Source organism: Variovorax sp. RO1, assembly GCF_002849325.1.
In the GTDB taxonomy this organism is placed as follows: Bacteria; Pseudomonadota; Gammaproteobacteria; order Burkholderiales; family Burkholderiaceae_C; genus Variovorax.
In genome coordinates, this window is record NZ_PKMT01000001.1 from 133,750 (window position 1) to 148,160 (window position 14,411).

The 14,411-nt window shown below is 68.7% G+C and carries 10 protein-coding genes; 8 read left to right on the forward strand and 2 right to left on the reverse strand.

Translation table 11 applies throughout. The features are described 5' to 3' along the window. Window positions 1-24 precede the first annotated feature (24 nt). The 8 genes from tssH (at window position 25) to CY658_RS00600 (ending at window position 13,098) form a co-directional block, all read left to right on the forward strand. On the forward strand, window positions 25-2,727 hold the full coding sequence (tssH, locus tag CY658_RS00565) for a type VI secretion system ATPase TssH (RefSeq protein ID WP_101488409.1): 2,703 nt from the start codon (window positions 25-27) through the stop codon (window positions 2,725-2,727). Between the two features lie 40 nt (window positions 2,728-2,767). Further along, a complete protein-coding gene (locus tag CY658_RS00570; protein ID WP_101488410.1) occupies window positions 2,768-5,590 on the forward strand; it encodes a type VI secretion system Vgr family protein in 2,823 nt (940 codons plus the stop codon). 29 nt (window positions 5,591-5,619) lie between these two features. Continuing rightward, entirely contained in the window at window positions 5,620-8,217 is a 2,598-nt protein-coding gene (locus tag CY658_RS00575; protein WP_101488411.1) for a DUF2169 family type VI secretion system accessory protein, read from the forward strand. 13 nt (window positions 8,218-8,230) lie between these two features. Further along, window positions 8,231-9,286, forward strand: a complete 1,056-nt coding sequence (locus tag CY658_RS00580) for a pentapeptide repeat-containing protein (RefSeq protein WP_257884590.1) — start codon at window positions 8,231-8,233, stop codon at window positions 9,284-9,286. Window positions 9,287-9,330: 44 nt separating this feature from the next. After that, window positions 9,331-10,020, forward strand: coding sequence for a DUF3540 domain-containing protein (locus CY658_RS00585; RefSeq protein ID WP_180838813.1), 690 nt, complete (start codon window positions 9,331-9,333; stop codon window positions 10,018-10,020). 9 nt (window positions 10,021-10,029) lie between these two features. Then, entirely contained in the window at window positions 10,030-10,425 is a 396-nt protein-coding gene (locus CY658_RS00590; protein ID WP_056584565.1) for a DUF4150 domain-containing protein, read from the forward strand. A gap of 154 nt (window positions 10,426-10,579) precedes the next feature. Continuing rightward, on the forward strand, window positions 10,580-12,262 hold the full coding sequence (gene tagH, locus CY658_RS00595; protein WP_101488413.1) for a type VI secretion system-associated FHA domain protein TagH: 1,683 nt from the start codon (window positions 10,580-10,582) through the stop codon (window positions 12,260-12,262). A gap of 41 nt (window positions 12,263-12,303) precedes the next feature. Next, window positions 12,304-13,098, forward strand: a complete 795-nt coding sequence (locus CY658_RS00600) for a PP2C family protein-serine/threonine phosphatase (protein WP_101488414.1) — start codon at window positions 12,304-12,306, stop codon at window positions 13,096-13,098. Between the two features lie 120 nt (window positions 13,099-13,218). Here the strand turns inward: CY658_RS00600 and CY658_RS00605 are convergent, their stop codons facing one another. Beyond that, the gene (locus CY658_RS00605; RefSeq protein ID WP_101488415.1) at window positions 13,219-13,719 is read right to left on the reverse strand and encodes a peptidoglycan-binding domain-containing protein; all 501 of its coding nucleotides are present in this window, start codon (window positions 13,717-13,719) and stop codon (window positions 13,219-13,221) included. An 86-nt stretch (window positions 13,720-13,805) separates the two neighbouring features. Continuing rightward, window positions 13,806-14,285, reverse strand: a complete 480-nt coding sequence (locus CY658_RS00610) for an Hcp family type VI secretion system effector (RefSeq protein WP_101488416.1) — start codon at window positions 14,283-14,285, stop codon at window positions 13,806-13,808. Between the last annotated feature and the right edge of the window lie 126 nt (window positions 14,286-14,411).

Genomic DNA, 14,411 nt, shown 5'->3' on the forward strand with positions numbered 1-14,411 from the left:
TTCAGAAGAGATACGGAGTCCTCCATGAGTGAAATCAGCCGCACCGCCCTCTTCGGCAAACTCAACTCGCTGGCCTACAAGGCCATCGAGGGCGCCACCGTCTTCTGCAAGATGCGGGGCAACCCGTATGTGGAACTGGAGCACTGGTTCGCCCAGCTGCTGCAGGCGCAGGACTCCGACCTGCACCGCGTGATCCAGCACTACGGCCTCGACGTGTCGGTGATCGCCAAAGACATGACGGCCGCGCTCGACCGCCTGCCGCGCGGCGCCACCGCCATCAGCGATTTTTCGCCGCACATCGAAAACGCCATCGAGCGCGCGTGGACTTACGCGACGCTGCAGTTCGGTGAAGCGCAGGTGCGCACCGGCTACATCGTGGTCGCCATGCTGAAAACGCAGAGCCTGCGCAACCCGCTGTTCAATCTCTCGAAGCAGTTCGAGAAGATCAAGGTCGAAGACCTGGCCGACAACTTCCCGAAGATTTGCGACGCCTCGCCCGAAGCACAGATGCGCGCGCAAGACGGCACCGGCATGGGCAGCGGCACACCCGGCGAAGACTCGGGCGCCATGGCGCCGGCCGCCATGGGCAAGGGCGACGCCCTCAAGAAATTTGCTGTCGACCTCACGGAGAAAGCCAAGAAGGGAGAGATGGACCCGGTGACCGGGCGGGACGAGGAAATCCGCCAGATCGTCGACATCCTCATGCGCCGCCGCCAGAACAACCCGCTGCTCACGGGTGAGGCGGGTGTCGGCAAGACCGCGGTGGTGGAAGGCTTCGCGCAGCGCCTGGCGCGCGGCGACGTGCCGCCGCAGCTGAAGGACGTGAAGCTGCTCACGCTGGACATCGGCCTCTTGCAAGCAGGCGCGAGCATGAAGGGCGAGTTCGAGCAGCGCCTGCGCCAGGTGATCGACGAAGTGCAGAGTTCGCCGACGCCGATCATTTTGTTCATCGACGAGATCCACACGCTCGTCGGTGCGGGCGGCGCGGCCGGCACCGGCGATGCGGCCAACCTGCTCAAGCCTGCACTGGCGCGCGGCAACCTGCGCACCATCGGCGCCACCACCTGGGCCGAGTACAAGAAGTACATCGAGAAAGACCCGGCGCTCACCCGGCGTTTCCAGGTCGTGCAGGTGCCAGAGCCCGACGAAGTCAAGGCGATCCTGATGCTGCGCGGCGTGGCCAGCGTGCTCGAGAAGCACCACCGCGTGCAGCTGCTCGACGAGGCGATCGAAGCCGCGGTGAAGCTGAGTCATCGCTACATTCCCGCGCGCCAGTTGCCCGACAAGGCCGTGAGCCTGCTCGACACGGCCTGCGCGCGCGTGGCCGTGAGCCAGCACGCGACACCGCCCGAAGTGGAAGACTGCATGCGCCGCATCGAAGGGCTCACGGTCGAGCAGGAGATCATCGGCCGCGAGGCCACCATCGGCATCGACGTGACCAAGCGCTCTGCGCAGGTGGAGGCCTTGCTGGTCGAATCGAAGCTGCAGCTCGAAGGGCTGAATGCGCGCTGGCAGGAAGAGAAAGGGCTGGTCGATCGGCTGCTCGAACTGCGCAGCAAGCTGCGCGCGGGCAACAAACCGGTCGATGCGCCCGCGAACGGCGAAGCCGCCGCAGAGCCCGCGGAAGCCGGCCCCGACCGCGCCACGCTGCTGGCCGAGCTGCACGAACTGCAGGCCAAGATCCATGCGGTGCAAGGCGAGTCGCCGCTCATCCTGCCGTCGGTCGACGAGCAGGCCGTGGCCTCGGTCGTCGCCGACTGGACCGGCATTCCCGTCGGCCGCATGGTCAAGAACGAAGTCGAAGCCGTGCTCAAGCTCGCCGACACGCTGAACCAGCGCGTCATCGGACAGAAGCATGGCCTCGAGATGATCGCGCGCCGCATCCAGACCTCGCGTGCGCGGCTCGACAACCCGCAGAAACCCATCGGCGTCTTCATGCTCTGCGGCACCTCGGGCGTGGGCAAGACCGAGACCGCACTGGCGCTGGCCGAGGCGCTCTACGGCGGCGAGCAGAACATCATCACCATCAACATGAGCGAGTTCCAGGAGGCGCACACCGTCTCCACGCTCAAGGGTGCGCCACCCGGCTACGTGGGCTACGGCGAGGGCGGCATCCTGACCGAGGCCGTGCGCCGCCGCCCGTACAGCGTGGTGCTGCTCGATGAAGTGGAGAAGGCCCACCCCGACGTGCACGAGATCTTCTTCCAGGTCTTCGACAAGGGCTGGATGGAGGACGGCGAGGGCCGCATGATCGATTTCAAGAACACGATCATCCTGCTCACCACCAACGCCGGCAGCGAGCTCGTGATGAGCATGTGCCGCGACCCCGAGCTGCTGCCCGATTCGAATGCACTGGCCGATGCGCTGAAGGCGCCGCTCATGAAGGTGTTCCCGCCCGCGCTGCTGGGCCGCATCGTCACCATTCCCTATTACCCGCTGTCGCCCGACATGATGAAGAAGATCGTGCGGCTGCAGCTGGGTCGCATCAAGAAGCGCGTGGAAACGAACCACGGCGTGCCTTTCGAATACACCGAGGCGGTGATCGAGCAGGTGGTGGCGCGCTGCCAGGACCCGGAGTCGGGCGGGCGCGTGATCGACGCGATCCTGACCAACACCGTGCTGCCCACCATTTCGGTCGAGTACCTGCAACGCCTGGCGTCCGGCGGCGAGATCCGCCGCGTCGCGCTCGACGTGAAGGATGCCGACTTCACCTACGCGTTCGACTGACCCCCGCGCAGCGAGACGCTTCACTTCCGAGAGACCCAAGATGGCCGACCACGAGTTCCGCATCGAGAGCGATTCGCCCGCCAAGGACGACCTGATGTTCTGGCGCATCGTCGGGCACGAGGCGCTGGCGCGCCCCGCGGCCTACGAGCTCACCGTGCTGTCGAAGAACAAGGACCTCGCCGCCAAGGACATCCTGGGCCACGCCTTCGACGTCGTCATCGCGTTCCAGGACGCCGACGGCGGCGCGCACGAGCGGCACTGCCAGGGGCATGCCGTGCGCTTCGTGCGCGCGGGCCACATGGGGCGGCACTACGAGTACCGCATCACGCTGCGCTCGTGGTTCTGGCTGCTGACCAAGCGCGCCAACTCGCGCATCCACCAGGAAAAGAAGGTGCTCGAAGTGCTCGACGCGGTGTTCGAGGACAGCCCGATCAAGCGCTTCAAGAAGACCAAGGCCACCAACGTCATCGGCACGCACAACCCGCGCCGCTACTGCGTGCAGCACCAGGAGAGCGACTACCAGTTCCTGTCGCGCCTGCTGGAAGACGAGGGCATCTACTACTGGTTCGACGCGCACGACGCGCCCGGCACCATGCACCTGTCGGACGCCAGCGACATGGCGCACGACAAACTGCCCGCCACCGACACGCTGCGCCACATGGCGGTCAATGCGGCCGAGCCGCGCTTCAACGAAATTTCGCGCTGGGTCAGTGCGCGGCAGTTCGACACCGGCAAGCATGCGTCGCGCGACAGCGACTTCAAGGCCATCAAGAAGAAGCTGGGCGCCGACATCGACAGTTCCGACGAGCACGAACTCGCGGAGTTCGAGATGTTCGAGTTTCCCGGCGGCTACTTCACCGGCGGCGACGCCGAGACGCGCGCCAAGCTGCGCGGCGACGAACTCAACGCGCGCCGCGACCGCCACTGGGCGCTCACACCGTGGCCCGACGCCGCGGCCGGACGCAGCTTCAAGTACGAGGACGACCCCGACGGCACGCGCAACGGCGAGTACGTGATCGCCGCCTGCACCTTCATCGCCAGCCACCGCGGCTACGAAGGCGTGAGCGCCAGCGCGGCAGCGCAGCCCGTGCAGCGCGCGCTGGCCGACGTGCTGCGGGACGACGCCGTGAACGCCGACACCCTGCCGGTGCTGGAAGAGCTGATCGCCGCCACGCCCGCGCTGGCCGCCGCGCAGACCGGCAGCAGCATCTTCCTGCTCACCGTGATGCCGGTCGACCGCCCGTTCCGTGCGCCGCGCCTCACGCCGCGCGTGACCATGCCCGGCCCGCAGACCGCGATCGTGGTCGGCCCCAAGGGCGACGAGCTGCACGTGGACGACCACGGCCGCGTGAAGGTGCACTTTCACTGGGACCGCTACGACGAGAGCAACGAGAAGTCGACCTGCTGGGTGCGCGTGTCGCAACCCTGGGGCGGCAAGGGCTGGGGCGGCTACTTCGCGCCGCGCATCGGCCAGGAGGTGATCGTCGACTTTCTCAACGGCGACCCCGACCGCCCGGTGATCGTGGGCCGCGTCTACAACGACGACCAGCCCATTCCGTACAAGTCGCCCACGCAGAGCGGCTTCCGGACCCGGTCCACGCCGGGCGGCGGCGTGAACAACTACAACGAGATCATGTTCGAGGACAAGAAGGGCGAGGAGAACATCAACATCCACGCCGAGAAGAACATGAGCCGCAGCGTGGAGCTGGACGACTCCACCACGGTGGACCGCGACCAGACCGTGACCGTGAAGCGCGACCAGACCTCCACGGTCGTGCGGGACCGCAAGACGACGGTGGAGAACAACGACACCACGATCATCCAGAAGTTCCAGAAGCTCACGGTCGGCAAGAACCAGGACAACCATGTGGTGGGCTACCAGACCACGAATGTCGACATCGACCATGCGTTGCTGGTGAAGGGCCATCACAAGATCCAGTCCGACGGCAACCGCACCGACATCACGGGCGGCAACGAGACGCGCACGGTCACGGGCACGCAGACCGTCACGGTGCAGGGCGGAGTGAAGTACAAGGCCCCGACCATGGTCTTCGAAGCGGGGCACATGGAGTTCAAGGTGACCGGCGGCAACTCGATGAAGATCGATGCCAATGCCGCACCGTATGCCGCGGCCTTCCAGAAGTACACGCTGGTGAGCAACACCGAGCTCAACATGGTGGCCATCGGCAACATCAACACCGTGTCGGTGGGCTCGAACACCACGGTGCTCGGCCCCAACACCAGCGGCTACATCGGCAACAACACCGACTTCAATCTCGGCGTCGCCCGCTCGACCTTCATGGGGCTGAGCATGGACAACGCGCTGGGCATCGCGATGTCGAACTTCCTCGGGTTGAAGGTCGACAACACCTTGGCCATCAGCATGGAATCGGTGGCCGGCCTCAAGATCGAGCGGGACGGCACCTCGGTGCGGCAGGCCCCGCTGCATTCGATCATGCCGGGCGCCGGGGCCGGGGCGGGCACCGCCGCGACGGGCGCCATGGCCACCGCCGGGACGGTGGGGGCAGTCGCGAGCCTTGCGTACGGTGCCGTTTCCATGATCAGCGGCGCGGCGTCCCTGGGTTCCCAGTACGCCGACGCGAGGAAGTTGATGAACGAAATTCTCTCGAGCAGCGACATCGACCGCATCCCCGGCATGCGCGGACGGCTGGAGCGCATGCGCAATCTGGTGAGCACCAATCTCAACGACGGCGCCCTCACGGTCGCGACGGTGGGCACCGGCGGCGCGGTGCTGGCACTGCTGGGCATGATCCCCGGCGTCGACGCCGTGGGCAGCGAACGCGGCGCCGGCGAGCTGCTCGGCCGCGATGACGCCGGCAACCCCACCCATCCCAACGGCTGATCGGGAAGAAGGCCAGCGCGCGAACCATCATGCAAGTCGTCAAACCCCAGGCTGTCTGCCTGAGCACCCGGCCGATCGAGTACCGCAAGCGCTTCGGCCTGTGCGTGACGGCCATGCTGCACGTGCCGTTCGAGCAAGCCGAGGGCGGCACGCTGTGGGGCGAGCAGTCGGCCTGGAACTTCATCGGACGCGAGATGGCGGTGCCGCTGGTCGACGAGGGCGTGGCCAAGCTCACGCCCGAGTTCCTCGTGCACGGCCAGGCCTTTCCTCCCGCTGAAAGCCCGAGCGCCTGCGCGGTGCGCGCGCGGCTGGGCAGCCGCAGCAAGACCCTGCTCGTCTTCGGCGATCGCCACTGGGAGGGCACGAAGGCCAGCGCGCCGCTGCCGTTCGACGCCATGCCCATCGACGCCGCGCATGCCTATGGGGGCCCCGCGGTGCCGGCCAACCCCGAGGGCATCGGCGCCGCGCCCGAGGGCGGGCGCCACCGGTTGCCCCACATCGAGCGGCCCGACCAACCCCTGCGCGATCCGGCACAGCCCGTGGCGCCCGCCGGCTTCGGCCTGCGGGGGCCGATGCATCCGGAGCGCGCGCGTTTTCGCGGCACCTACGACGTGGACTACCTCAAGGCGCACGCGCCGGGCTTCGCGCCAGACCTGGACTGGCGCTACTTCAATCTCGCTCCCGAGGATCAATGGTTCGACGCCCCGCTGCGCGGCGACGAGCCTTTCCAGTTCGATCACATGCATCCGCAGAAGCCGCGGCTCGAAGGGCGGCTGCCCGGCCTGCGCGCGCGCGTGTTCGCCGACTACCGCGCCGTCGGCACCGCCGAGCCGCGCCTGCGCGAAGTGCCGCTGCGCCTGACGACGGTCTGGTTCTTTCCGCATGCCGAACGGGCGCTGCTGCTGTTCCAGGGGCTGGCCGAGGTGGCCACCGACGACGGCTCCGACGTGCACGGGCTGCTCGGCGCCGTCGAACGTGTCGATGCGTCGCGGCCCGACGCCCACTACCTCGATGCGCTGGCGCGACGCGCCGATCAGCGATGGGGCGGGGTCGAATGCCTGGACGACAGCGACCTGCTGCCCGAGGGCCTGGACGCGGTGGACCCCGAGGCCGAGCGGGCCGCCGAGGCCTTCGCGAGCCAGGGCCTGCAGGCGCAGGCGCAATACCGCCGCGCCGAGATCGATGTGGCCCTCGCACGGGAAGAGGTGCGCGCCAGCGGCCGCGACCCGGATGCGATGGGCATCGTCATGCCGCCGCGTGAAGAGCCCCCAGCGCCGGCGCAGCGCGTGGCCTATCTGAAGCAGAAGCTGCAGGAGGTCGAAGCGCAGAAGCTGGCGGCCGTCGACGATGCGCTCGACGCCCTCGAGCAGGCGGTGGCGGCGCGCAAGGCGAACCCGGCCATGAAGCCCATCGAGCATCGGGGGCCGCCGCTCTTCAATGCCGATGTGGCGCTGGCACAGCTCCAGGGTGCGAACGCCGGCGCGACCGGCACGTTCGACCTCGCGGCCGTGCATGGCCAGTTGCTGCAGCAGGAAGCGATGGAGCGGCTGGGCTATCTGCAGGGCGCGCACGCGCAGCAGCCCGCACCCGCGATGCAGGCGGCGCAGGCCCAGACGCTGAAGGACGGCATGAAGCAGGCGCTGGCCGGCGGGCTGCGGTTCTTCGGCGGCATGGACTTCACCGGCGCCGACTTCTCGGGGCTGGACCTGCGCGATGTCAATTTCGCCGGCGCGTGGCTCGAGAGCGTGGACTTCGGAAAAGCCAACGTGTCGGGCGCGAACTTCACGGCGGCGGTGCTGGCGCATGCGAACCTCGACGGCGCGATCGGCATCCGGGCCATCCTCCAGGGCGCCAACCTGGGTTGCACGCGCTGGCAGGGCGCGGTGTTCGACGAGGCCGATTTCAGCGCGACGCAGCTGTCGCACGCCAACCTGGGTGGCCTCTCGCTGCGACGCGCCAGGATGAAGGGCGCCATGCTGATCGGCACGCGCTGGGACGGCACCGATGCGCACGGGCTGCAGGCGCCCGAGCAGCTGTTCTACCGGCTGTCGCTGCCGGGCCTCTCGATCGCCGAGGCCGATCTCGCGGGCTGCCAGTTCGTCGAGTGCGACCTCGCGGGGGCCGACTTCCGCGAGGCCCACCTGGCCCAGGCCAACCTGATCACCTGCAAGCTGACCGGCGCCCGCTTTGGCGGTGCACGCGGCACGGGCATGGTGTTCGCCCAGCACTGCGACCTGGCCGACGCGGATTTTTCCGGAGCCCGGATGCAGGGCGCCAACTTCGGCGCCGCGGACATGTCGCGCGCGCGGATGCTCGGCAGCGTGCTCGACGGCGCCAACCTGTGCGAGGCCCGGCTGCCCGACAGCGACTGGCGGCTGGCCTCGGCCAAGGGCGCGTTGCTGCGCCGGACCGTGCTGCGGGGCGCCAGGCTGGCGGGCGTGAACTTCAGCGAGGCGATCCTGCAGCACGCCGACCTGCGTGGCTGCGACTTGCGCAACAGCAACCTGTTCGCGGCCGACCTGTCGCGCGCACGGCTCGACGGCGACGTGCGCTTCGACGGGGCCCTGCTGCAGCGCGCGCGCACATGGCCGCGGCTCACGCCCGAACAGCAGGCCGCGGGCGCATGAGGACGCCGCCGCCATGATGAACACCACCATGCTGACTCTGGCCGTGCTGCTCGGCGAGTCGATTGCCGGGCTCGACCTGTCGGGCGGTCATTTTTCGAATGCACAGCTGGCCGGCGGGCTGTTCGACCGGGTGAACTTCGCGAAAGCCGATCTGCGCGGGGCCGACCTGCGCGAGGTCGTGTTCAACCAATGCGACCTGCGCGGCGCGCTGCTGGGCGGGGCGCGGCTGCAGCGCGCCGTGTTCAACCAGTGCCTGATGGACCACATCGACCTGCACGGGGCCGGCCTGCACGCGGCCGTGTTGAGCGAGTGCCAGGCGCCGCATGCGAACCTGTCGGATGCCGACCTGAGCATGCTCGCCTGCACCAAGACCCGCCTCGATCACGCGATGTTGCGCGGTGCGCTGCTGGATGCCAGCGTGCTCACCGAGAGCAGCCTGGTCGACCTGGGGGCCGAATCGACGCGCTGGACGCACGTGACCGTGGCCGGCTGCGATCTGCGCCATGTGGCGTGGCGCGGTGCCCACCTGCTGCGCGTGGCGTTCTCCACCACGCAGCTGGCCGGCGTGTCGTTCGACGGCGTCGCGCTCGAGAGCTGCCAGTTCGCGGGCGCCGACCTGCGCGGTGCCCAGTTCAGCGGAGCGCCGCTGCGCCAGTGCAACTTCCAGGGCGCCACGCTCGACGAGGCGCGCTTCGACCGCATCGACGCGCCCCTGGCCCTGTTCTGCGAGGCCCAGGGAGCCGGCGTCGATTTCTCCAGTGCCGTGCTGACGCAGGCGTTGTTCACCGGTGCCAAGCTGCCGCAGGCGAACTTCAGCGGCGCGCGCCTGCACCAGGCCCATTTCGCCGGCGCCGTGCTGGACCGGGCGCGCTTCAACGGGGCGGACCTCACGTACGCCGACCTGCGCCACGCGCACCTGCACCAGGCCGACCTGCGCGGTGCGACCCTCGCGCGAACCTGCCTGCACCGGGCCCTGACCGACGAGGCGCAGATCGAGGACCGCTCCCGCGCGATCGAAACCGATCCCGAGTTGGCCCAGGCCGAAGACTGGCGCCCCCTGCCGGCCTGAGGCGCCACCGGCCGATGCCCCTTCTTTCCATTGGAAGCCCTGCCATGAAAACCACCGCCCACCACCCCGTCCGCCGCGCCACCGCCGCGCCGCGCAGCGCCAGGCCGATCGACGCCGACCCGGCGCCGCCCGCGGGACCCCCCGAGCGTTGCTGGACCGCGCTGCTGGAGGCGGGACGCAACGGCACGCTGTGCGTCCGGCAGGGCGCGCAGGTCGCGGCCGTGCGAACGGCCGCGGGCTGCCTGCTGGTGCCGGCGGCCGGCGACACCGTGCTGTGCTTCGGCACGGCACCGGGCGACATCTGGGTGCTCTCGGTGCTGGAGCGCTGCGCCGGCACGCAGGAGCGCGTGCTCCGGTGCAGCGGCGACACGCGGCTCGTGGTGGAGGGCGGACAGCTCGCGCTCGAGGCCGATCAACTGCACCTGGCGTCGCACCGCCTGGGCGTGCGCGCCGCCACCGCCACCGTGTCGCTCGATTCGACCGAGTTCATCGGCGAACGGGTGCGCATGATCGCCGGCACGGTCAAGCTCGTGGGCAGTCTGCTGAGCACAGTGGTGGACCGCGTCAACCACTTCAGCCAGCACTACCTGCGCACGACCAAGGGGCTGGACCGCGTGAATGCGGCCCACATCGAATGCGATGCAACCGAGCTGCTGCACCTGCGCGGCGAGCATGCGCTGATCAACGGCGCCAAGCTGGTGAAGACGCGCGGCGCGCAAATCCACTTCGGCTGAGGCAGCACCATGTTCGCCAACTGCCAGATGATGGGAACGGACATGGGGTTTCCCGATGTCTGCATCACGCCCGCCGCGCCCTCGCCGATCCCGGTGCCTTATCCGAACATCGCGATGGGGCCGATGGCCATTCCGAACTGCCCGACGATCCTGTTCATGTGCACGCCGGCCCACAACCTCGGCACGGTCATTCCCATGACCAATGGCGACAACCCGGGCGTGCTGCTGGGCGTGGCGTCCGGCACGGTCATGGGACCCAGCCGCCATCTGACGGGCGCCTTCACGGTGCTGCTGAACAGCATGCCCGCCACGCGCCTGACCAGCACCTCGCTGCAGAACAGCACCAACTGCCCCGGCGTGCGCACGGTGCCGAGCCAGACGCTGGTGCTCCTGCTGGCGCCATGAGGTGCATGCAGTGCGCGCTTTGCCACCACCGCGCCGCAATGGCATACCTCTTCCGGCGAGATTGCCAACCCGCCCCCCGGAATGAATACTCCTTTGGACTTCGCCCGCGCACGCGCGGGCCGTGTTCGGGCGTAGCAGCCCCGGGGGCCGACTCATGATTCATATCGCTGTCATCACACGGCAAGGCGCCCCGGCAGGGCCGGCCATTGCCGCCGATTTCGGTCCCAGCGGGGGCACGATCGGGCGTGCCGACACCAACACGCTGGTGCTCGACGATCCCGATCGCACCGTCTCCCGCGTGCACGCGCAGGTGCTGTGCCGCGAGGGCCAGTACTTCGTCATCGACCGCGGCAGCAACGCGATGCAATGCAACGGCGTGTCGCTGGGCGCGGGCAAGGAAGCGGCGCTGACGGACGGCGCACGCCTCGTCATCGGCAGCTTCGAACTCTCGGTGCGCGTGATGGCGGCTGCGGCGCCGTCGCCCGCGCCGGTCATTCCCAACACCGTGATGTCGGCACCGGCCGCTGCGCCTGCCAGCAACAGCGACGATCCGTTCGCCGACCTGCTCGCGGGGCTGGGGTCACCGGCTGCGCCCGCTCCGGCGCCTGCTCCGGCCCGTGCCGCCGCCGTGCCCGCCGAGTCGCTGCTCTTCCCCGACCCGATGGCCGGCGGCTCGCGCAATGCACAGGCCGACGAGGTCGACCCGTTCGCGAACCTGCTCGGCCCCACGCCGTCGGCCGCACCTTCTGCGGGGCTCGGCGCGCTCGACGATTTTTCCGACCTCGGCGCGCCGCCCGCGCATGGCAAGGCCGCGAGCATCGACGACCTCTTCGGCGGTTCGCCGGGCGCCGGCGGCATCGGCGGTGATCCGCTCGCGCTGTCGCCGCTGGCCGATCCGCTGCTGCAGCCCAACACCGCGTCGGACGCCGACCCGATGGCCGCGTTCCAACGCACCGCGCCCGCCACGCCGGTGCCGCGCTCCGACCATTTGCCGATCGACCAGTTCGGCTTCGAGCCGCCGAAGGCCATCACGCAGCCGCCACCCCCGCCGCCCCCTGCGCCCGCGCCTGCACCCGTGGCTCCGCTCGCGAAGTTCGACGACGTGACCGGCCAACCGATCCGCATCAGCGGGCCCGAGAACGCCGGCCGCGTGGCGGAGCCGCCACCGCCCCCGCCACCACCGCCGCCCGTGTACGTCGCGCCGCCGGCAACACCCGCAGCCGCCTCGTCCCCGCGCACCGCCACCGACGACGAACTGCTCGCCGCCTTCCTGCGCGGCCTGGCCAGCACGCACCAGCCGCCCGAGATGCTCACGCCCGGCCTCATGGAGCGCATCGGCGCGATGCTGCGTACGTCCACCGAAGGCACGCTGCAGCTGCTGCTCACGCGCCAGGAGTTCAAGCGCGAGGTGCGCGCCGAGGTCACGATGATCGCGTCGCAGGCCAACAACCCGCTCAAGTTCTCGCCCACGGTCGAGGTCGCGCTGGCACACCTGCTGGGGCCCGGCGTGCGCGGCTTCATGCCGCCCGAGGCCGCGATGCGCGACGCCTTCGACGACCTGCGTGCGCACCAGTTCGGCGTGATGGTGGGCATGCGCGCGGCGCTGGCCCATGTCATCGGGCGCTTCGAGCCGGCCGAGCTCGAGAAGAAGATCAGCGCGAAGACCGCGCTCGACGCGCTCTTTGCCGCCAACCGCAAGGCCAAGCTCTGGGACCAGTTCGTGGCGCTGTACGGCGGCATCGCGAGCGAGGCCGAGGACGACTTCCACAGCCTCTTCGGCAAGGCCTTCCTCGCGGCCTACGAAGAGCAGATGGCGCGCCTCAAGTCCGACACCTGAAGAAAACCAAAACAACCCCCAGCACACGCGAGGCACCCCGCTTGGAAATCGAAATCGTCACGCTCTCCCGGCAGGGCGGCCGCACCTACAACGAGGACGTGCACGGCCACTGGCACGACGAGCGCTACGTCGCCTGCCTGGTGGCCGACGGCGCGGGCGGCCATGGTGGCGGCGACGTGGCGGCGGCCACGGTGCGTGCCAGCATGCTCGGCGGCTTCTCGGGCGCGCCCTCGCTCGACGAGGCCGCGCTGCGCGCGCTGGTCGAACGCGCCAACCTGGATGTGGTGGCGCGCCAGGCCGAAGGCGGCAAGCTCGCCGGCATGCGCTCCACGGTGGTGTTCGCGGTGATCGACCTGGAGCGCGAAGCGCTGGCCTGGGTCCACAGCGGCGACAGCCGCGCCTACCTGTTCCGCGGCGGCGCCATCGTGGCGCGCACCACCGACCACAGCCTGGTGCAGCAGATGGTCGCGGGCGGCATGCTCGACGAAGAGGGCGCGCGCCTGCATCCGCAGCGCAACATGCTGCTGTCGGCCTTGGGCTCGATCGAGGAGGCGCCCGACATCGCGGTGTCCGACCGCATGCGCCTGCTGCCCGGCGACGTGCTGCTGTTGTGCAGCGACGGCGTGTGGGAGCCGCTGGGCGACGAGTGCCTGGTCGACACGCTGCATGCCTCGCGCACGCCCAGCCAGTGGACCGAACTGCTCGATGCGCAGATCAAGGCCAACGCCAAGCCGGGCCACGACAACTACACGGCGCTCACGCTGTGGGTGATCGAGGACCAGGATGACGACATGACGCGGCTGTTGCCCGAGAGCGTTGCGCCGACGGACCCCTGAGCAGGGCCTGCCTCGCGACGAGGCGGTGCCATCCATTCCCCCAAGCAAAACGCCCATCTGATGGATGGGCGTTTTGCTTGGGGCCGCCGAGGCTGTTCAGCTTTTCAGCTTTTCAGCTTTTCAGCTGTACTTGCTGGCCTTCTTCTTGACTTTCTTCAGCGCGCTGCGCAGCAACGCGGGCATGTCTTCCCGGTTCGGCAGGTTGCTGTAGTTGTCGATGTTCTGCTCTTCGCAGCTGTTGGCACAGCCGTTGTTCAGCAAATCGAGCGCATAGCGCGTCTTGCTGATCGTGCTGGACGCACCGGGCTCGCGGAACGGATCGAAGATGCCGTCCGGCAGGACCTTGCGACCGCGCGCGATCGCCTGCTCCTGGAAGTGCGTGATGTGCTTCTGCGTGACCGGCCCGTAGTAGCCGTCCACGACGATCACTTCGTTCCAGTTGGGGGGCGGGTCGAAGTCGTGGTTGAAGCCGAGCAGCTCGTAGTAGAAGATCTTGAACAGGGCCTGCACCAGCATCACGTCTTCACGCGTGTTGGAGCCGATCCGTCCGACCGACCAATCGGAGTTGTAGGTCGTGTGCAGCTTGCCGCTGGTGCCGATGAGTGTGGTGCTGAATGCCATGGCATTGCTCCGGTGAGGACGTGCAGGGACCGGCCCCGGCACCGTGGGGTGCCAAGGGCGGACTGGGCTGACGAGTCCGTCGCCCGTCAGCGGGTTTCGGTGGTGGCCACGTTCCAGCCGAACTTCACTTCGCCGCCGCCGGCGCCCTTGTCGTCCTGGCCCTTGTAGGCGAACTCGATGTCCTTGAAGCTGCAGGCCACCTGCTCGTGCACGTCGCCGCCCTGCGCGCCGCCGGGGCCCACGGCGGAGATGAAGACTTCCTTGAGCGTGACCTTCAGGTACTCCTGCTGGCCTTCGCCCGACTTGCGGCAGGTCATGACCATGTCCTTGAAGTGCTTGCCGCTCACGCAGTTCTTGGCGAGCACGGGGGAGGCCTTGTCGTAGGTGTGCGTGAAATTGAATTCACCCGGCGTGGCCTTGCCCTTGCCCGAACCGCCGCCAGAGCCCGCGCCCGATGCATTGCTCACGTTCCAGGACCACGACGAAATCTCGATCTCGTCCTTGTGGTCCTTGTGCGAGGACTCGCCCTTGACGCCGTCGAGCTTGATGTGAAAGTCAGATGACATGTTCCTACTCCTTGGAACCCGATTTGCATTCGGGCGGTTGATGATCGAAACGAAAAAAATGGCTGCCGGCGGGGAGAGAAAAGTTCCGATGCCCGGCAGCTACTCATAGAACGAAACGGAACCGGC

Coding starts and splice junctions, on each gene's coding strand:
- tssH (WP_101488409.1), top strand. CDS start 25: ATGAGTGAAATCAGCCGCACCGCCCTCTTCGGCAAACTCAACTCGCTG.
- CY658_RS00570 (WP_101488410.1), top strand. CDS start 2,768: ATGGCCGACCACGAGTTCCGCATCGAGAGCGATTCGCCCGCCAAGGAC.
- CY658_RS00575 (WP_101488411.1), top strand. CDS start 5,620: ATGCAAGTCGTCAAACCCCAGGCTGTCTGCCTGAGCACCCGGCCGATC.
- CY658_RS00580 (WP_257884590.1), top strand. CDS start 8,231: ATGATGAACACCACCATGCTGACTCTGGCCGTGCTGCTCGGCGAGTCG.
- CY658_RS00585 (WP_180838813.1), top strand. CDS start 9,331: ATGAAAACCACCGCCCACCACCCCGTCCGCCGCGCCACCGCCGCGCCG.
- CY658_RS00590 (WP_056584565.1), top strand. CDS start 10,030: ATGTTCGCCAACTGCCAGATGATGGGAACGGACATGGGGTTTCCCGAT.
- tagH (WP_101488413.1), top strand. CDS start 10,580: ATGATTCATATCGCTGTCATCACACGGCAAGGCGCCCCGGCAGGGCCG.
- CY658_RS00605 (WP_101488415.1), bottom strand. CDS start 13,719: ATGGCATTCAGCACCACACTCATCGGCACCAGCGGCAAGCTGCACACG.
- CY658_RS00610 (WP_101488416.1), bottom strand. CDS start 14,285: ATGTCATCTGACTTTCACATCAAGCTCGACGGCGTCAAGGGCGAGTCC.